Raw genomic sequence first — 18,350 nt, 5'->3', positions numbered from 1 at the left:
GCTTTGTGCTCGCCCAAGCGTGGGCATGATCAGTGCTTGTGGGTCTGCGACTGCTCTACTTGATCTTCTGCCGACTGCTGGGCTGTCTTCTATTGCTGGGCCGGTCGGCCGCCGCGAACAACGCCGAGATTCTTGCCCTTCGTCATGAGGTCGCCGTGCTGCGTCGGCAGATCAAGCGGCCAAAGCTCTCATGGGCTGATCGTGCCGTGCTCTCCGCTCTCGCGCGGCACCTGCCATCCTGCGAGTGCCGATAAATCATCCACGCAGGTGAGAGCTTGATCGGAGATCTTCGACTGTGATCGACGCTTGCGCTGGCGTCTTCACTTGTACACGGCCCCGACGGCATCATGAGCTGTCGTGCTGCTGCGCCTGGCCTACCTCACCGCGACCAACGCCCTGGCGTTCCTGCGCCTCCTGCCGATGAGCGACAAAGAGAAGGACGTCGAGATCCTCGTACTCCGCGGACCGGGGACGTGGCGGTCATCGGCTCGGAGTCGTACGCCAATCTCCAGAACCAGCTGATGTCGTGGGAGGAGTGCGAGCCGCTGGTCGCCGAGTACTGCGAGCAGGCCGGATTGCCCGCCAAGGCGTCCGCGTTCACCGCGGCGCTGAAGCAGCAGCTGACCGCGGTGGCGGCGAGGGTGGACGCGGGGTACCCGGCCAACGCGGACCTGACGATCGACCAGGCCAGCGGGAAGATCGTGCTCTCTCCGCGCAGGGGCAAGGCCCGTCGGCAGTCCGCGCTGGATCTGGAGGCGGAGATCCTCAAGCGGCTGCCGGAGTGGAGCCTGCTCGATGTGCTCGCCCGGACCGCGTACTGGATCCAGTGGTGGCGGCACTTCGGCCCGGCCTCCGGATCGGACCCGAAGATCCGCGACAAACTCGCCCGCTACGTCTTGACGGTCTTCACGTACGGGACGAATGCGGGGCCCGCGCAGGTCGCCCGGCACATGGGGCAGAAAGTCTCCGTCCACGAGCTCTCCTTGGCGGGCAACCAGCACATCACCTCGCACAAGCTGAACCGGGCGTCGGCGGACGTCATCGACGTGTTCATTCAGCTCGACCTCGCGCACGTGTGGGGCGATGTGTCCAAGGCCGGGATCGACGGCTCCCAGTACGACACATGGGAGAACAACCTGCTGGCCGAGTCTCACATCCGGTATGGGGGATTTGGTGGCATCGCGATGAGGCACATTTCAGATACCTATGTTGCGCTCTTCAGCCATTTCATCCCCTGTGGCGTGTGGGAGGCCGTCTACCTGTTCGAGGGCCTGCTGAAGAACGAGTCCGAGGTGACCGTCGACATCGTCCACGGAGATACGCAGGGCCAGAACCTGCCTGTCTTCGGGCTCGCACACATGCTCGGTGTGGAATTGCTCCCCAGGATCAGGAACTGGAAGGACCTGACCTTCTACCGGCCCTCGGCGACGGTCAAGTACAGGCACATTGACCAGCTGTTCGGCGATCCGGATAAGGACGTCATCAACTGGCGGTTGATCGAGAACCACTGGCAAGACCTCATGCGGGTGGTGCTCTCGATCCGGGAGGGGCGGCTCTCCTCGGCCGCACTGCTGCGGCGGCTGGGGAACGAGTCCAAGCGCAACCGTATCTACCAGGCGTACCGCGAGCTGGGGCGCGTGATGAGGACGATTGTGCTCCTTCGGTATCTGTCGGAGCCGGAACTGCGCGACTCGATCCAGTCCATGACGAACAAGACCGAAGCGTTCCACAAGTTCAGCGACTGGCTGATGTTCGCCTCCGACCTGCTCTCCGACAACGACCCAGAGGACCAGGAGAAAATCATCAAGTTCAACGAACTGCTGGCGAACTGCCTTATTTTTCATACCGCCGTAGACATCACGAAGGTGGCCAACGACCTCATCGACGAGGGCTGGGAGGTCGACCCGGTCGACCTGGCCACCATCACCCCGTACATCACGAGCAAGATCCGGCGCTTTGGTACGTGGCACCTGGACATGGAGCCCCCGGATGGGCAGGCGGTCGGGCAGCTGCGGCTGGTGGCGTGAACCGGTGCGGCTACGGCTGGGGCCGATGACAAACACGTAGGTCAACGCATCGACGTTTCGGCCGATTCGCACGAACCAAGGACCCGGGCGCCGGCGGGGACCGTCACACTCCCCGCCCGGCGCCCGGAGCGTACGGTCGGCCCCGGCGGCGCCCCACGGGAGGAAGGGGCCGGGAATTTCGAAGTCGTCTGCAATACAGTTGAGTTGGCCGTAGTCGTGTGCGCGACGGGGAGCTTGGAGATGGCCGATGGGTCGGTGGCCGAGCGAGGGGTGCTCACCGCGCCGGATGAGCTGCGGGGTACCGCGGTGCGGCAGGCCGAAGTGATCAGGCCCCCGCCGTCAGCGAGTGCAGCCCTGTGCCCGTTGACGGTTCTGCGGAGCTGTCCGGTCCGTATGTGGTGGTCCTCGGGTTGGCAATGAAACCAGGGGTCTACGGGGCTGTTTTCCGGTTGAGCAGCTGAGATCGATTCAGGACTCTCCATGGAGGTGGGCCGATGTCGAGTCTTGCGCGGATGCCGCTGGAAGGCGGCGGGGCGATTCTGCTGGAAGAGGTGGAAGGTGCATCGGAGTTCGACGGGCCGGTGAAGGCGGGCCGGGTCGGAGACGCGGTACGTGAGCTGCCTCGGACATTGCAGCAGTCTCTGGTTCCGGTGCGGGAGACGGCGCGGGCAGTGCTGGACCAGCTGCGACAGGCGGGTTCGCGGGAGGTGGAGGTGGAGTTCGGGGTGAATTTGTCGGCGAAGGCCGGGGCGGTCATCACCGCCGGCGAGGCAGCCGTCCATCTGAAGGTCCGTGTGGTGTGGGAGAGCGGTGGATCCGGGCAGGACGCCTCGTGAAGAATGCAGGGACGAGGGGTGAGCCTTCGGTGCCCGAGTCGGTCTTCCAGGTACTCGCGTCGGACGGCGGTGTTGCTGGGGCAGGCTTCCTGGCTGGGGAGGACACCGGCTTCACCTGTGCGCATGTCGTGCACGCCGCTGGGCAGTTCCCGGGCGGTCGGGTGGAGGTCCTCTTCCCGCATCTGCCAGACGCACCACGGGTGATGGCCGATGTGGTGGCTGAGCAGTGGCGGGCGCCGGAAGCCGAGGACGTCGCCGTTCTCCGCCTTGACTCGGTTCCGGCGGGGGCCCAGGGCATGGCTGTGGGTGCGAGCGCGGGGTGCCGGGGGCACCGAGTCTACTCGTTCGGGTTTCCTACCCAGGCGCCGAGAGGCGGTCATTTCGGGTACGGCGAGGCCGGCGACCTGCTGCCCGGGGACGACGGCGCGGGAAGGCTGCTTCAGCTGTCGAAGGCCAACGACCTGACGACCGGGTTCAGCGGCGGGCCTGTGGTGGACGAGATGACCGGACTGGTGATCGGCATGGTCACCGCCATCGCCTCCCCCGACGCTCACCTGAAAGGGCTGGGCATCGCCTACGCCACCCCGGCCGAGGTATTACGGGAGATCCGGCCCCAGCTGGCCGAGCACCAGGCGTGCCCTTATCTGGGGCTGGAGTCGTTCACGGCCCGGCACGCCGACTGGTTCCACGGCCGGGAGGCCGCCGTGGAGCGGGTGCTGGCGGCGCTGGGTGGGGCCCGGCGGATGCTGATGCTGCTGGGCCCCTCCGGGGCGGGAAAGACGTCGCTGATCAACGCGGGTGTCCTGCCCGCCCTGGCCAAGGGAGCGATACCGGGCAGCGACCGTTGGCTGCCCATGTGTGCCCGACCTGGCCAGGACCTTCTCACGGAGATCGGGGGCGAGGGCCTGCCCGGTGCGGCCAGCGACGGCCTGGTGGCCGCAGCCGAGGCCCGCCTCGCTTCCGAGCCCGACCACGACCGTCTGCTCCTGGTCATTGACCAGTTCGAGGAACTGCTCACCCAGCCGGTTCCCACCCCGTACCGGCGTGCCGATGACGGGCGTCTCAAGGCCGTGGAACAACTCGTGGAGCTGGGTGCTTCCCATGCCCCCGTCACCGTGCTCCTGGTCATGCGCAACGACTTCTACGCCCCGCTCGACGCCCTCGCCCCGGACTTGATGAACACCGTCCTCTCCGGACTGTGCAACGTCCCCGCGACGCTGAGCCGCCCCGAGCTGCTGGCGATCACTACTCGACCCGCCGCGGCCGTGGGCTTGCCGCTCGAAGCCGGCCTGGCAGACCGGATCGTCGACGACGTCCTGGCCGTCGACCCATTCGCCCGGCAGGCGCCGGTCACGCTGCTCCCGCCCCTGGAGCTGGCCCTGCGCCAGTTATGGGTACGCCGTCGCCGCGAGGACGGCCAACTCACCCATGCGGCCTACGAGAAGATCGGCAAGGTCACCGGCAGCCTGACGGCTTGGTGCAACCGCGCCCTCGGCCAACTGACCGCCGAGCAGCGCCCCATCGCGCAACAGATCCTCACCGCACTTGTCCGGCCCGCCGACGAAGCCAACGGCGTCCCCGCCACCCGTCGGCCCGTCCCACTCGCCCGGCTCCGTGCCCTGACGACCGGCCACAGCTTCACCGGCCCAGACGCCGACATCGCCTTCGACGACGTACTGGAGACACTCACTGGCTACCGCATCATCATCACCGGCACCACCACACACCCCGGCGCGGCTTCCGGTGAACCGGCAGCGGAGCTCATCCACGACGCTCTCATCCGCGGCTGGGCCGACCTGCGTGACTGGGTCGCCAAGGACCACCAGTTCCAGGTCTGGCTCCAGCGCGCCACCGAACAGCAAGCCCGACACGAGCACAGCAGCCTTCCCGGCGATCTACTGGACGGCTCCCTCCTCGCAGAAGGAGAGGAATGGGCCGATCAACGCTCTCTCCCGACCGACATCACCTCGCTCCTGGCAGCCAGCCGGCAGCATCAGCAGTCGGCCCTGCGCCGCACCCGACGCATCAACATCACTCTCGTCGGAATGCTGCTACTCGCCCTGGTCGCCACCGGCGTCGCGTTCAGCCAGCGGCAGACCGTCATCGACCAGCGGCAGACCGTCATCGGCCAGCGTGACCGTGCGGCGTCCGCCCAGGTGGCCGGGGTCGCCCAGTCGGTTCGCCGCACCGATCCCCAGCTCGGCCGGCGGCTGGCGGTGGCTTCGGCAAGTCTTGCCAGCACCCCCGAGTCGTGGTCGGCCCTACTCGCCCTGCACAACCAGCAGGAAGACGATGCGCTCACGCTGCCCGGCTTCGTGGCGACGGAGTCCGATCTGGACAGCACCGGGCAGACCTTCGCGGCTGCCGGAGGCACCCGCGTGGAGTTCTGGAACGTCCAGACCCGCAAGAAGATCAGTGCCTACACCGCTCCGGCCAACGTCCACCAGGTGGACCTTTCCGATGACGGCAAGACGGCCGCCGTGAGTACCGACGACGGATACACCCGCCTGCTCGACGTCTCCAGCGCCCGCCTCCGCCACGCGCACGCCTACCCCACCGCCAAGCAGTACGGCGAACACTGGCCAGCGATGGCGGTCAGCCCTCTGGGCACCTACCTGATGGTCCAGACGACCGACTCGGACCTGAAGACCACACTGGCTGTCTGGGACAGCCGCACCGCCCGCAAGATCTTCACTTTGAGCACCCGTGCACCCATTGGTCTCTTCTTGGACTCTTCGTTTTCTCCGGATGAACGAGTGCTTTCCATGCCCGGTAGCGGGGGAAAGCCCTTCACTTGGATCGACTTGCGGACCAAGAAGGAGTTGCCCGTCCCCGTCCCATACTTCGGACTCAAGGCCAGCGACATCCACGGCCCTGTGGTCTTCAGCCCGGACGGCAAACTCGCTGCCCTGGCAGCCAAGGGCGGAAGAATCAGCTTCTTCGATCGCACTGGGAAATGGACCTACATCGAACTCAAGGGCGCTGAGGACCCCACAGCCTATCCCCTCTATTTCAGTCACGACGGCAGGTACATCGCGCAGAACGGCCGCATCTGGGAGGTGTCGGTGACGAGTTCGGGACCTGTCATGCGCTACTCGACCACCCAGAGCGAGTGCTACCCCGGGACAGCCCTGCGTTTCACGGCCGACGACTCGCAACTCCGATGCGCCGGAACCGATGGCATCGTCCGGTCGCTCGACGTGACAGCCTTCACCAAACCCCCCAAGGAGAACGTTGGGGTCACTCAAGAGGGGGTGGTGAGTTCCGATCGGCGCACCCTTGCGCTCAACCTCGGCAACGACATCGAAATCTGGTCCCTGACGTCACGAACCAAGCGTTTCACCGTGACCTCACAGGCGCGGGACATGGGATACCCCGCGGAGGAGATCCAGCTCGGCCACGATGGGCGTCGGCTCGCCGTGCTCGCCGGTACGACGATCGAGATCTGGGACACGGGCGGGAAGAAGGGATCAAGGCTCGGCAGCCTGCCCATCCTCAGGAAGGACCAGCACAGCGGAACAACCACAGCGTTCGCGTTCTCACCGGACGATAAGGCACTCGCCGTCCAAGCCGTGACACGAGATGGCACCAACGTGCTCACCTTCTGGGATCTGACCACCATGCGCCGGACCCGCCAGGTCCGCGCCGACCTCGGCTACCCGGACAACGGAGGGGCCGTCTTCTTCCTTCCGGACGGCAAGAGCGTGATCGCCGCCCCGAACTTCGGCAGGGTCGCGTTCCCCTCCGGCAGGGTCGTCACCAAGGGCGCCCCGAACCTGGAAGTGGACTCCGTCAGCGACGACGGGACGATGCTCTACTCCTACCCGCGCGGATTTCGGTCCTACATCCGGCTCTGGGACGCTCAGACGCTCCGGCCCACAGGGGAGGACCTGCGCACCGGTCCCGTGAGCCCTCCCTTGACCGCGCCGGAACGAGCAACCGCCATCTCACCCGGCGGCCGACTCTTCGCCACCGTGCACCAGTCCGGTCTCGGCTACCAGACCAAGATGTGGGACAGCCGCACCGGTAGCGAGCTGGGCGTCCCGCCCGCGGGGCCCCTCAACGGGATCATCGCCCTGGCGTTCTCTCCCGACGGCTCGACGCTGACCAGTGTGGATAAGCATGGCAGATTCTTCACCGACACCATTTCCCCTGAGCGGTTGATCCGAGATCTCTGCGCCAGGTCAGGCCCTCTCACCGAACAGGAATGGAAAACTCATATCCCTGACATCCCGTACCGCACGACGTGCTGAGGTGGTGAGAACCAGCTGAACTCGCCGAACAGGTCCGGTCGCGAGTTCAGCGCAGCGCCACTCTCATAAACGTCCCTTTGCGCGAGCAAGATCAATCGCGGGCCGCCAGACCCCGTCGGAGCCGGATTCGTTCGCAGAATCCGTTCTCACTCAAAAGCGGGACGGACCCCCTTCTGAGACTTGCATTGTGCGAAAATCTGGGCCCATGACGGACCCTCAGTAGCTGTCGATTTCCGAAGCCGCGTGCACGGGTGTCTGAAGTCGTGTGCACAGGTGCAGTACTCGACGATCCGTGCCCTCGGGGGCGCGGGTTCATGGATGGGTGGTCCAGAGGCAAATCGCGTCGGTGCTGGCGCTGGCCAGGAGCTGGCCGTCGGGGCTGAACGCCACCGACTCCACGAACGTCAATGATTCCTTGTAGTTGTCTTCGGGTCGGCCGGTGAGCCCGGCCAGGGCCTGGCGCACCCTCCCGGTGCGGGCGTCCCGGAGCAGCAGTTGGTTCCCGCCGCCGACAGCCAGTGTTTGCCCGTCTGGGCTAAACGCCACCCCGCACATGGGTTCGGTCGGGGAACCCTCCCTCAGCGAAAAGACCTGTTCGCCGGTATGGGCGTCCCAGAGAATGAGGTGTTCGTCATCGACGCTGGCCAGGTGCCGGCCGTCGGGGCTGAACGTCACCGACTCCACGCTTTCGGTGTCTCCCCAGGATGCTAGGGCCTCGCCTGTGTGCGCGTTCCACAGGCCAACCCCGATGTTGCCGGCGCCAGCCAGGGTACGGCCGTCCGGGCTGAACGCGACGGAGAGCACAGACCACTGCCATCCGGTCGACACGGCCACCTCGCGGAGTGGCTCGCCGGTGCGGACGTCCCACAGGCGGATCACCGTCGCCATCAGCATCTTCCGCCAGGACGGCCAGACCAACATCGCCGCTGCCCTCCGCCGCACCGGCCGCGACTACCATCGGCCCCTACGAGCCCTCGGCCTCATCCAATGAACCCGGACCGATCTCGATCAGGCAATGCTCCCTGCCCCTGATGGCCCCGCCCCCACAGCGGAACAGGTCACGTACCGTATCCTGTGGGCCCTCATCCAGCCGTCGGCTCGACATCAACCACATCGGGCTCCGGCCCGCCGGCCAGAGGAACCGACCGGCCGGGTCGTGTTCTGCGATGCTGCCCATCCGCTACCTTTTCAGGGAGAGCCACATGTCGACGCTCTCGATCCCCCGTTCGCGAAAAACTCCGGCCGGTTTGAATCCCGCCTTTTCGTAGGCGCGGATCGCCCGGGCGTTGGAGGTCCGGGTTCCGCCGAAGAGGATGACGTGCCGGCATCCGCGCTGACGCAGGATGTCAAGCGCTCCCTTCAGCAGCTCGGTTCCGAGACCGTTGCCCTGCAGGTGATCGGCGACGACGGGGGCGATGCGGCAATCTATGCCGTCCTCGATGATCAACCCGAGATTCCGGTAGCGCGCCTTCTCGTCCTCCGGGATCCCAAACTGAGCCAGCAGATACGCCACCACACGATCGTCACAGGCATCTGCCAACACGAAACGCAGGGCGGCCGGGTCGTCGAGGGCAGCGCAGATCCGCTCCGCTTCGGTCCGGTCGAGCGGGTGTGGGCTGTAGCGCTCCCTGGTCTCCGCCGAGAGTGCTTCGAGGAAGTCCCCGAAACTGGAGGCGTCTTCGCCCTTCAGGGCGCGCAGGGTGGCGACAGTTCCATTGATCCCGGTGACCGGTCTCGCAAGGACCGGGTGCGCGGTGGATTCATTCATACTGGGCAGCGTAACCAGCCTGTCCAGAGGAGGAGGAAGCCGTCGCGCGAGTCCCCGGTGCGGTGGTTGGCCGCCACGGGGTTGCGCAGACGCGGCAGCCGCTGCACCATTGCCACTCGCAAGCGGAGTGCGATGCTCCACTCCTGGCCCGACACTGGATGATTCCTTGACCGCGTGACGGGCCCTCGTGGCCGTAGAGACCGGATCTATCCGCTTGATGCTGGGACCGCGCCGTCGGCCTCTTCTTCGAAATGCGCCTCTCGACGGCCGCCCACGACTACCTGTGCGACTCTGTCGCCCGATTCGGTCGACCTGGCCCAACCGGTAGGCCGCTGACGCTGAATGCTCAGGTCACGCTGATCGAATCGGGCCTCACCGCGAATCGGGCGACAGAGTCCTGTGCCGTTCAGAAATGCGTCGTTGCAGGTCGTAGGCGGTCTGGCGGGATCTGCGGGCTCGTTGGGACCATGTGCAGGTGATCGTCTCACTGGTGTGTCAGGTCACACGGAAGCTTCTGACGGTCCCAGCGGTGCTGCTGCGTCGGCGGATGGCCACAGATGCTGAGTTGCTCGTGCTCCGGCATGAGAACGCGGTGCTGCGCAGGCAACTTTCGAGTCCGGTGCGGTATGAGTGGGCGGACCGGCTGTGGTTCGCGGCGTTGTCTTCGCTGATTCCTCGGCGTCGTTGGGCGCAGGTGTTCCCTGTGACACCGGGGACCTTGCTCGGCTGGCATCGGCGTCTCGTTGCACGCAGGTGGGACTGCAGTGCGTGCCGGATCAAGCCGGGCCGGTCGGCGACAGCGGAAGTTGTGAAGGAGTTGGTGCTGCGGCTGGCGCGGGAGAACCCGCGCTGGGGCTGCCGCAGGATCCAGGGGGAGCTCGGTCGGCTGGGCCACAGGATCGGCGCGTCCACGGTATGGAAGATCTTGACGGTCAGCCGGGGTGGACCCGGCTCCCCGCCGCGGCGGGCCTACATGGCGTGAGTTCCTGACATCACAGGCCGAGGCCATCATCGCCTGCGACTTCCTGCACATCGACTTGGTGGATCTTCGCCGAGTCTACGCACTGATCTTCCTCGAGCACGGCACATGCCGCCTCCACATCGCCGGGGTGACCGTGCATCCGAGCGCACAGTGGACGACCCAACAGGCCCGCAGCCTCGCGCTTGAGGCGGGCGTGCGCCTGGAGTCGTTGCGCTTTGTGATCCGCGACCGGGACGGCAAATACACCGACTCCTTCGACGCGGTTTTCGGAGCTGAGGGCATCAGAACCCTCAAGACCGCCCCGCAGTCCCCGCGGATGAACGCACACTGCGAGAGGGTTATCGGGACGCTACGGCGCGAGGCCCTCGACCACCTGTTGCTCTGGAGCGAGCGCCACGCTCTCCACGTTCTCAGCACCTACGCCGGACACTACAACGGGCATCGACCGCATCAGGCCCGAGAGCAACTACCTCCACTCGCCGACCACCACACTGCGCCGAGGACCGACTTGAAGACCCCACGGCGGCTACTCCAGACCCGTGTCCTTGGTGGTCTGATCAATGAGTACAGATACGCGGCATGACCAGCAGTGACGCGTTTCTGAACGGCACAGGACTCTGTCGCCCGATTCGCGGTGAGGCCCGATTCGATCAGCGTGACCTGAGCATTCAGCGTCAGCGGCCTACCGGTTGGGCCAGGTCGACCGAATCGGGCGACAGAGTCGCACAGGGTAGGACTCTGCGCGGAGCTTGCGCCGGACGAGGCGTCCGAGCCGCAGGACGCCAACGTCACCATCAGTGAGGCCGTCCCGAGCAGGGCGGCGGCTTGCGGTGCAACCCGCTTTGTCTTCATCCTCTTTCACACCTTCTCTCGTGGCTTCGTGGTGGAGCCGGGCCTGGGTCCGGCCCCACCGCGTTCAAGCGCCAGTACGGACGACCGTGTCAGGGACGCAGCAGCGTCTTGATGGCACGGCGTTCGTCCATGGCCTGGTAGCCCTCGGGGGCCGCGGACAGGGGCAGCGTGTAGTCGAAGACGCGGCCGGGGTTGATGCGGCCGGTCATGACGCGGTCGATGAGGTCGGGCAGGAAGCGGCGCACGGGTGCGGGGCCGCCCTGCACGGCGACATGGGAGTAGAAAAGCGCAGCGCCGTCGATCTGGACGCCGTGGGGGACGCCGGTGATGCCGACGCCGCCGCCGGGGCGGGTGGAGTTCAGGGCCTGCTGGGTGGACTGCTCGGTGCCGACGCACTCCAGGACGCGGTCGGCGCCGATGCCGCCGGTCAGGTCCTTGATGCGGGCCACGCCTTCGTCGCCGCGTTCGGTGACGATGTCGGTGGCGCCGAACTCGGTGGCCAGCTTCTGGCGGGACTCGTGGCGGGACATGGCGATGATGTGTTCGGCACCGAGTTCACGGGCGGCCAGGACGGCCGAGAGGCCGACGGCTCCGTCGCCGACGACGGCGACGGTGTCACCGGGCCGCACACCGGCGGCGACGGCGGCCCACCAGCCGGTGCCCATCACGTCGGAGCAGGCCAAAAGGTCGGGCACCTGCGCGTCGGCGGGCAGGTCGGGGGTGGCGACCAGGGTCCCGTCCGCGTGGGGGATACGGACGTACTCGGCCTGGCAGCCGCCGACGAACTCGCGGTTCAGGCAGTTGCTCGGGTAGCCGTTGCGGCAGTTGAGGCAGGTGCCGTCGCTCGCGAAGAAGGAGCCGACGACGAACTGACCCGGCCGCACGGTGGTGACCTGGTCGCCGACTTCCTCGACGATGCCGACGTACTCGTGGCCGACAGGGGCGGGGTCCTTGGCGGGGTTGATGCCGCGGTAGTCCCACAGATCGGAGCCGCACACGCAGGTGGCGAAGGTGCGGATCACGGCGTCGGTGGGCTTGAGGATCTTCGGGATGTCGCGTTCCTCGACGCGGACGTCCTTCGGTCCGTACAGAACGGCTGCACGCATGGTGTGGTGCTCCTTGCTGGAGTTCGGAGTTCGGTGTTCAGAGGGATGGATCAGAGGCCGCGGCCGCGGGGGCCGGCGTATTCGGCGTCGGTGACGTGGTCGAGCCAGGTGACGTCGTCGCCTTCCCACAGCGCGATGTGGGTCATGAAGTGGCCGGGGGCGGCGCCGTGCCAGTGCTCCTCGCCCGGCTGGGTCCAGATGACCTGGCCCGGGTGGGCTTCGAGGATCCGGCCGCCGCGGGACTGGATCAGGGCGATGCCCTCGACGATGTAGAGGGTCTGGCCCACTCCGTGGGAGTGCCAGGCCGTCCGGGCGCCGGGCGCGAAGTGCACCGCGTTCGCCCGCGCCCTCGACGGCTCCTCGCCGCGGTAGATGACGTCGGCCCAGGCGTCTCCGGTGAACAGCTTCTCCGGAAGCTTGCGGGTGGCGGGCCGCTCCAGCAGCTCCATAAGGTGACTCCTTGCTTGTACCGGGGGTTGTACGGGCCACGCAGGCGCGCGGCCGGTTCGTCGGAACGTGCCGGCCGGCCGGCCGGGCGGGCGGGTCAGCCGCGGAAAAGGTCCTTGGCCACGCCCATGGCGGTCATGGCGCGCGGCCAGCCGGCGTAGAAGGCGAGATGGGTGATGGCCTCGATCAGCTCGGCCTCACTCACCCCTTTGTCCTTGGCGCGCCCCAGGTGGTGGCGCAGCTGCCCGGCGCTGCCGCTGGTGACCAGGCTCGCCACCGTGATCAGCGAACGGTCGCGGGCAGCGAGGTCGGGGCGCTCCCACACCTCGCCGAACAGGACGTCGTCGGTCAAGCGCACCAGCTGCGGGGCGAAGCCGCCGAACATCTTGGCCGCGCCGGAGGGCTGGTCGTTGGCGGACATGGTTGCTCCCTTGCGGTCGGGCCCCGCCGGGACGGGGGTGAGTAAGAGGGGTTACTGGACGGTGTAGCCGCCGTCGACGGCCAGGGCGTGGCCGATGACGAAGCGGGCCTTGTCGCCGGCCAGCCACAGCACAGCCTCGGCGACCTCTTCGGGGCGGCCAAGGCGGCCGATGGGCTGCTGGGCCAGCAGTGCGTCCATGGCATCGGGGTCGGTGGCGGTCATCCGCTCGACCATGGGCGTGTCGATGATGCCGGGGCACACGGCGTTGATACGGATGCCGCGGGCGGCGTACTCCAGGGCAGCGCTCTTGGTCAGGCCGAAGACCCCGTGCTTGGAGGCGTGGTAGGAGGCCAGGCCGGCGATGCCGATCAGGCCGCCGACGGAGGCGCAGTTGACGATCGCGCCGCTTCCTTGCTCGCGCATCTGCCGCAGCTCGTACTTCATGCAGTTCCACACGCCACGCAGGTTGATGGCCTGCACGCGGTCGAACTCGGCGCCGTCGGCGTCGGCGGTCTCCACGTTGGGGGTCTGGACGCCGGCGTTGTTGTAGGCGGCGTCCAGATGGCCGAAGGTGTCGACGGTCTGCTTCACGAGGTCGGCGCCCTCGCTCTCCACGGCGACGTCGCAGACGACCGGAAGGGCCCGGTGGCGCTGGGCGGTCAGGTCGCCAGCGGCCTGGCGAATCGCCTCTTCGTTGGTGTCGGCCAGCACTACGGCGGCGCCTTCGGCGGCGAAGGCGTGGGCGGTGGCCAGGCCCATTCCGGCGCCGGCGCCGGTCACCAGGGCCACCTTGTTCGCGAACGACTTGCTCATCGCGATGGCTCCCTTCCATTTCGGCAGGTATCACTACCGGTGTGGTTCAGGCGATCAGGCGTCGCCGCGCCGGGCGGTGCCCATGCGGGGAGCGGCCAGCGCGGCGACCAGGGCTACGGCGGCGGCCAGGAGGAGACTGATACGCAGACCGTGTTCGAAGCCGCCCGAAGCGGACAGCAGCGCGCCGAAGACCGCTACGGCGAGGGCTCCGCCGATCTGCCGACTGGTGTTGAACACGCCGCTGGCGGTGCCGGTCTGGTGCGCGGAAACGTGCTCCAGCAGCAACGCCGTGGTCGGAGGCATCACCAGCGGCCCGGACAGGCCGATGGGGATCAGCAGCAGCGCGGTCACCCACACCGGCACCGTGGCCGGCACCGCGGCCAGCGCGATCGATCCGGCCGCGATCAGGGCCAGGCCGGCGATGACCGGCACGCGCGGGCCGGTGCGCTCGGCGATACGGGCGGAGAACGGGGTGAGACAGGTGCCGAGCAGCATCATCGGCAGGAACGCGATCCCGGCACCCAGGGCGGACAGGCCGTGCTGCTGCTGGAAGTACAGGGAGAACAGGAACGGCAGCCCGTAGAAGCCGACCATGAACGCGAACCCGATGCCGGTGGCGACGACCACGGTCGGGGAACGGAACAGGGTGAGCGGCACCATCGGGTGGGCCACCTTCGCCTGCGCGGTCACGAACGTGGCCAGCGCCACGACCGCGACACCGAGTGAGACCAGCACCTGCGGCGCGATGAACCCGGCCGCTCCGGCTTCGATCGCCCCGAAGGTGAGGCCACCCATCGCGAGGATGGCGGTGACCTGCCCAATCCAGTCGAACGGTGCCGGACGAGTCGGCGAGTGCGGCGTGCGGGACAGCAGCGCCAGGGTGAGGATGCCGACCGGCAGGTTGATCCAGAAGATCATCCGCCAGGAGGCCAGGCTCAGCAGACCGCCGAGCACCGGGCCCGCGGCGGCGGCGATTGCGCCGCCCATCGCCCACACTCCCACCGCGCGCGCCCGGCGGGCCGGGTCGGGGAACGCCTGGCGGACCAGCGCCATCGAGGTCGGCATGGTCACGGCCGCGCCGATGCCCTGTACCACGCGCGTGGCGATGAGCACCGGCAGCGACGGGGCCAGCCCGCAAGCCACCGAGGCGACGATGAAGAGGCTCAGGCCGCCGGCGAACGCCTTGCGCGCACCGATCCGGTCCGACAGGGCACCGGCGGACAACAGCAGCGCGGCGAACATCAGCGTGTAGGCGTCGACCAGCCACTCCAGGCCCGTGATCCCGCCGCCCAGAGCGTCGCGGATCGAGGGCAGGGCGACGTTGACGATCGTCGCATCAAGGGTGATCACGAAGAAGCCGAGGACCGCGGCTGCCAGCGTCGCTGTGGCGTGCCGGTCCGTCCCGGGCGCGCCCGCCTTCGACGACCGGCGCGACGAAGCGGTAAGGGGCATGACGGTGGGTGATCCTTCCGTGTCGGGAACAGGTACTGGGCTCGCTGGCCCGGTCACGCATCCACGGAACCACTAACCGAGTCTGACCTGGGAGTCCTTGTCAGGAGGGGTGCTGGCAGGGACCCTCCGCGCCGGGGGTCCTACGCTTGAGCCGTGCCGACCGACACCGTCCGTGACGACATCCGCAATTTCCTCACCAGCCGACGTGCCCGCCTCACTCCGCAGCAGGCCGGGCTGCCCGACTTCGGCGGACGGCGCCAGGTCAGCGGGCTGCGGCGGTCAGAAGTCGCCCAGCTCGCCGCGATCAGCGTCGAGTACTACACCCGCATCGAGCGCGGCAATGTCGGCGGGGTCTCCGAGGAGATCCTCGACGCCCTCGCCACCGCCCTCCAGCTCGACGACGTCGAACGCGCCCACCTGGCTGCCCTCGTCCGTGCCGCCAACGCCCCCCACCGCACCACCGGCCGCGACGGCGGCGCCTCGCACGTACGCGACAGCGTCCAGCAGGTCCTCGACGCCATGACTGGCGCCGTCGCCTTCGTCCGTAACGCCCACCTCGACGTCCTCGCCACCAACCAGCTCGCCCGCGCCCTGTACGAGGAGGCACTCGACACCGCCGAGCAGCCGCCCAACCTGGCCCGCTTCGTCTTCCTCGACCCCCGCGCCCGGCGCTTCTACCGCGACTGGGAAGGCATCGCCCACGACGCCGTCGGCAGCCTGCGCACCGAAGCCGCCCGCACGCCCGGCAACACCGACCTCGCCGACCTCATCGACGAACTCGCTTCCCACAGCACCGAGTTCGCGACGCGCTGGGACGCGCATGATGTTGATTACTACCGCAGCGGCCAACAGCACTTCCACCACCCCACCGTCGGCGACCTCGACCTCGACTACGACGCCCTCGAAATCCCAGCCGACCCCGGCCTGACCATCGTCACCTACACCCTCGCCTCCACCTCACCGCACGCCCCCGCGTTCCATAGACTCCAGCGACACAACCCGACGGCCGACAGCGGCCCGTTCTGAGGAAGCCCACCGATGCCTCACCGATGTCAGCGGACCTCGGTGTAGGCGACCGGCCCCGGCGTGACCGTGCGGGTGCCGATAAATCATCCGTGCACTTCAGGCCGCGTGCTGGTATTCGTGGAGGGTTCCGCCGAGTCGGTCTCGTCGCTCGATTCTCAGGTGGGCGAGCTGGGCTTGTTGGGTGGCGGGGGCGGGTAGCGGGCGGCACGGTGCCGCTTGCTCCAGGGCCCTGTGCGGACGGTGTTTGTTGTAGAAGGATTCGTACTCGCGCAGGGCGTGGAGAAGGTGGTTCTGGTTCCAGACCAAGGTCCGGTCCAGAAGTTCCCTGCGGCAGGTCTGTATCCAGCGCTCCATGAGCGAGTTCATCCGCGGTATGCGAATGCCGGTGGTGACGACCTTGAGACCGGCATCGGTCATCAGGCCGTCGAGGCGGTCGTGAACTTGGAATCGTGATCGCGGATGAGGAACTTCGCCTTGCTGCCTGCGTCCTCGAGGTCCATGAGGAGGTTGCGTCCGAACTGCACGATCCACTCCGCGGTGGGGTGCGCGGTGGCGCCGAGAATCCGGATGCGCCTGGTGCTGTGCTCGATGACGGCGAAGATATACAGGCGCGCCCCGGTCAACGTGCGGACCTCGAAGAGATCGCAGGCCAGCAGCGCCTCGGCCTGACTGCGGAGGAAGCTGGCCCAGGTCGTGTTCTGCCGTTCTGGTGTGGGTGGGATGCCGTGCTCGCGGAGAATCTCCCAGAGGTGGAGGCGGCGACCTTGATCCCCAACGCCGCGAGTTCGCCGTGGATCCGGCGATACCCCCACGAGGCGTTCTCCCTGGCCAGGCGCAGCATCAGGGTGCGGATCGATCGGATGGTACGCGGGCGTCCACGTCGCTTGGGCATGCAGGTCGTGGCATGGCGCCGGTTGAGCAGGTTGCGATGCCAGTGCAACACCGTGTCGGGGCGGACCAGCAGCAGAAGGTGCCGCAGTCTGTCTTTGGGGAGGTGGTGGAGCAGGCCGGCGAGGATGGCACGGTCAGCATCGGTGAAGGTCGGCTTGCCGACCTGACGTTGCAGGACCAGCACTTGGTGCCGGAGTACGAGGATCTCGATGTCCTTGTCTTTGTCGCTCATCGGCAGGAGGCGTAGGAACGAGAGGGCGTTGGTCGTGGCGAGGTAGGCCAGGCGCACCAGCACGACAGATCATGATGCCGCCCTGGCCCTTTGTGAGTGAAGGCACTTGCGGCGAATCTCAAGGAGAGTCGAAGATCCGTGAACAACCTCCCGACCTGCGCGGATGATTTATCGGCACCCGCACTGCCACTACAACGGCCATCGCCCGCACCAAGCCCGACAGCAGCGGCCTCCCCTCGACGACGACCGGGCAGTGCCGAGACTCAATGTGAGAACCATGCGGCCCATCCTCCGCACCCGCGTCCTGGGCGGGCTGATTAACGAGTACAGGTACACGGTCTGACCAGCCGCGATGAATTTCTGAACGGCACACGTTGCAGCGATCGTCATCTGGCTCCGAGACACCGTCCAAGAGCGTGTGCCGTTCATAAATGCGTCGCTGCAGCTCATAGGCTGTCTGGCGGCCTCGTGGGCACGCTGGGATCATGCCTGGATGATCGTCTCACTGGTGTACCAGGTGACGCGGAGGCTGCTCTCCGTTCAGGCGGTGCTGTTACGCAGGCAGGCAGGCAAGGAGGCGGAACTGCTGGTGCTGCGGCACGAGAACGCTGTCCCGCGTGGCCAGTTGGCCGAACCGGTCCGCTATGAGACCGCCGACCGGTTCTGGTTCGCAGTCCTGTCCGGGCTGATACCCCGGCGCCAGTGGCGCGAGATCTTCCCTGTCACCCCCGGCACCCTGCTTGCCTGGCACCGCAGATTCATCGCCGCAATGTGGGACTACACCGCGCGCCGGGGTACCGGCCGTCCGCCCACCCCCACAAACGATCAAGAAGCTCGTCCCGCGGCTGGCGAGGGAGCATCCGACGTGGGGGCACGGGCGGATCCAGGGGGAACTGGCCCGACTCGGGTATCGAGTCGCCGCCTCGACGGTGTGGGAGATTCTCAATGCGGCCGGTATCGACCCTGCTCCACGTTGCTCAGGTCCCACCTGGCGCGAGTTCCTGGCCGCGCAAGCTGAGGGCATCATCGCGGCAGACTTCTTTCACATCGACACCGCCCTCGGCAGGCGGTTGTATGCGCTGGTGTTCCTCGAGCACGGCACCCGGCGGCTGCACATCACCGGGGTCACCGCCCGCCCGACACGGGACCGGGCGGCGCGGCAGGCGCGGAATCTCACCGCCGGCCTGGGCATACGCATCGAGTCCCGGCACCTCTTGTTACGCGACCGCGATGGCAAGTACAGC

At 67.4% G+C, this 18,350-nt stretch carries 14 protein-coding genes and 3 pseudogenes; 8 read left to right on the top strand and 9 right to left on the bottom strand.

Going from position 1 to position 18,350, the window contains the following annotated elements; translation table 11 throughout:
• Window positions 1-38: 38 nt before the first annotated feature.
• The 4 genes and pseudogenes from ABTY62_RS46835 to ABTY62_RS46820 form a co-directional block, all read left to right on the top strand.
• A pseudogene (locus tag ABTY62_RS46835) lies at window positions 39-236 on the top strand (integrase); the annotation flags it as partial.
• 237 nt (window positions 237-473) lie between these two features.
• The gene (locus tag ABTY62_RS46830; RefSeq protein WP_352135517.1) at window positions 474-2,027 is read left to right on the top strand and encodes a Tn3 family transposase; all 1,554 of its coding nucleotides are present in this window, start codon (window positions 474-476) and stop codon (window positions 2,025-2,027) included.
• A 512-nt stretch (window positions 2,028-2,539) separates the two neighbouring features.
• Entirely contained in the window at window positions 2,540-2,863 is a 324-nt protein-coding gene (locus ABTY62_RS46825) for a CU044_2847 family protein (protein ID WP_352135516.1), read from the top strand.
• A 29-nt stretch (window positions 2,864-2,892) separates the two neighbouring features.
• A complete protein-coding gene (locus ABTY62_RS46820) occupies window positions 2,893-7,116 on the top strand; it encodes an nSTAND1 domain-containing NTPase (RefSeq protein ID WP_352135515.1) in 4,224 nt (1,407 codons plus the stop codon).
• Between the two features lie 312 nt (window positions 7,117-7,428).
• Here the strand turns inward: ABTY62_RS46820 and ABTY62_RS46815 are convergent, their stop codons facing one another.
• Window positions 7,429-8,004, bottom strand: a complete 576-nt coding sequence (locus ABTY62_RS46815) for a WD40 repeat domain-containing protein (RefSeq protein ID WP_352135514.1) — start codon at window positions 8,002-8,004, stop codon at window positions 7,429-7,431.
• A 292-nt stretch (window positions 8,005-8,296) separates the two neighbouring features.
• Window positions 8,297-8,884, bottom strand: coding sequence for a GNAT family N-acetyltransferase (locus ABTY62_RS46810; RefSeq protein WP_352135513.1), 588 nt, complete (start codon window positions 8,882-8,884; stop codon window positions 8,297-8,299).
• 475 nt (window positions 8,885-9,359) lie between these two features.
• On the opposite strand from ABTY62_RS46810, the pseudogene ABTY62_RS46805 reads away from it, so the two are divergent.
• Window positions 9,360-10,449, top strand: a pseudogene (locus ABTY62_RS46805) (integrase core domain-containing protein).
• A gap of 358 nt (window positions 10,450-10,807) precedes the next feature.
• On the opposite strand, the gene ABTY62_RS46800 reads toward ABTY62_RS46805, so the two are convergent.
• From ABTY62_RS46800 to ABTY62_RS46780, 5 genes are all read right to left on the bottom strand, one after another.
• Entirely contained in the window at window positions 10,808-11,824 is a 1,017-nt protein-coding gene (locus tag ABTY62_RS46800; RefSeq protein ID WP_352135512.1) for a zinc-dependent alcohol dehydrogenase family protein, read from the bottom strand.
• 50 nt (window positions 11,825-11,874) lie between these two features.
• Window positions 11,875-12,273 (bottom strand): (R)-mandelonitrile lyase, encoded by a 399-nt coding sequence (locus ABTY62_RS46795; protein WP_352135511.1) that lies wholly within the window; start codon window positions 12,271-12,273, stop codon window positions 11,875-11,877.
• A 95-nt stretch (window positions 12,274-12,368) separates the two neighbouring features.
• Complete coding sequence (locus ABTY62_RS46790; RefSeq protein ID WP_352135510.1) at window positions 12,369-12,692, bottom strand: carboxymuconolactone decarboxylase family protein; 324 nt, start codon at window positions 12,690-12,692, stop codon at window positions 12,369-12,371.
• A gap of 51 nt (window positions 12,693-12,743) precedes the next feature.
• Complete coding sequence (locus tag ABTY62_RS46785; RefSeq protein ID WP_352135509.1) at window positions 12,744-13,505, bottom strand: glucose 1-dehydrogenase; 762 nt, start codon at window positions 13,503-13,505, stop codon at window positions 12,744-12,746.
• A gap of 54 nt (window positions 13,506-13,559) precedes the next feature.
• Complete coding sequence (locus tag ABTY62_RS46780) at window positions 13,560-14,957, bottom strand: MFS transporter (protein ID WP_352135508.1); 1,398 nt, start codon at window positions 14,955-14,957, stop codon at window positions 13,560-13,562.
• Between the two features lie 153 nt (window positions 14,958-15,110).
• Here ABTY62_RS46780 and ABTY62_RS46775 point away from each other — a divergent pair, with 153 nt between their 5' ends.
• On the top strand, window positions 15,111-15,983 hold the full coding sequence (locus ABTY62_RS46775) for a helix-turn-helix transcriptional regulator (protein ID WP_352135507.1): 873 nt from the start codon (window positions 15,111-15,113) through the stop codon (window positions 15,981-15,983).
• A gap of 96 nt (window positions 15,984-16,079) precedes the next feature.
• Here the strand turns inward: ABTY62_RS46775 and ABTY62_RS47680 are convergent, their stop codons facing one another.
• The gene (locus tag ABTY62_RS47680) at window positions 16,080-16,400 is read right to left on the bottom strand and encodes an integrase core domain-containing protein (protein WP_502997663.1); all 321 of its coding nucleotides are present in this window, start codon (window positions 16,398-16,400) and stop codon (window positions 16,080-16,082) included.
• Window positions 16,400-16,795, bottom strand: coding sequence for a hypothetical protein (locus tag ABTY62_RS47675; RefSeq protein ID WP_502997664.1), 396 nt, complete (start codon window positions 16,793-16,795; stop codon window positions 16,400-16,402). Before ABTY62_RS47675 ends, ABTY62_RS47680 begins: the two co-directional genes overlap by 1 nt.
• A gap of 92 nt (window positions 16,796-16,887) precedes the next feature.
• Between ABTY62_RS47675 and ABTY62_RS46765 the strand changes: the two genes are divergently transcribed.
• Together ABTY62_RS46765 and ABTY62_RS46760 are read left to right on the top strand one after the other, a co-directional pair.
• Entirely contained in the window at window positions 16,888-17,121 is a 234-nt protein-coding gene (locus ABTY62_RS46765) for a hypothetical protein (RefSeq protein WP_352135522.1), read from the top strand.
• A 478-nt stretch (window positions 17,122-17,599) separates the two neighbouring features.
• Window positions 17,600-18,350: pseudogene (locus ABTY62_RS46760) on the top strand (helix-turn-helix domain-containing protein); the annotation flags it as partial.

This window comes from Streptomyces sp. NPDC097640 (genome assembly GCF_040302705.1).
Taxonomy (GTDB): Bacteria; Actinomycetota; Actinomycetes; order Streptomycetales; family Streptomycetaceae; genus Streptomyces.
The sequence above is the reverse complement of the archived record's forward strand: the minus strand, read 5'-3'. Positions and strand labels throughout refer to the sequence as shown.

Excerpts from the sequence above, each read along its gene's own strand:
- ABTY62_RS46825 (WP_352135516.1), top strand. The coding sequence starts at position 2,540 with ATGCCGCTGGAAGGCGGCGGGGCGATTCTGCTGGAAGAGGTGGAAGGT.
- ABTY62_RS46815 (WP_352135514.1), bottom strand. The coding sequence starts at position 8,004 with ATGGCGACGGTGATCCGCCTGTGGGACGTCCGCACCGGCGAGCCACTC.
- ABTY62_RS46810 (WP_352135513.1), bottom strand. The coding sequence starts at position 8,884 with ATGAATGAATCCACCGCGCACCCGGTCCTTGCGAGACCGGTCACCGGG.
- ABTY62_RS46800 (WP_352135512.1), bottom strand. The coding sequence starts at position 11,824 with ATGCGTGCAGCCGTTCTGTACGGACCGAAGGACGTCCGCGTCGAGGAA.
- ABTY62_RS46795 (WP_352135511.1), bottom strand. The coding sequence starts at position 12,273 with ATGGAGCTGCTGGAGCGGCCCGCCACCCGCAAGCTTCCGGAGAAGCTG.
- ABTY62_RS46790 (WP_352135510.1), bottom strand. The coding sequence starts at position 12,692 with ATGTCCGCCAACGACCAGCCCTCCGGCGCGGCCAAGATGTTCGGCGGC.
- ABTY62_RS46785 (WP_352135509.1), bottom strand. The coding sequence starts at position 13,505 with ATGAGCAAGTCGTTCGCGAACAAGGTGGCCCTGGTGACCGGCGCCGGC.
- ABTY62_RS46780 (WP_352135508.1), bottom strand. The coding sequence starts at position 14,957 with ATGCCCCTTACCGCTTCGTCGCGCCGGTCGTCGAAGGCGGGCGCGCCC.
- ABTY62_RS47680 (WP_502997663.1), bottom strand. The coding sequence starts at position 16,400 with ATGACCGATGCCGGTCTCAAGGTCGTCACCACCGGCATTCGCATACCG.
- ABTY62_RS46765 (WP_352135522.1), top strand. The coding sequence starts at position 16,888 with ATGGCGCCGGTTGAGCAGGTTGCGATGCCAGTGCAACACCGTGTCGGG.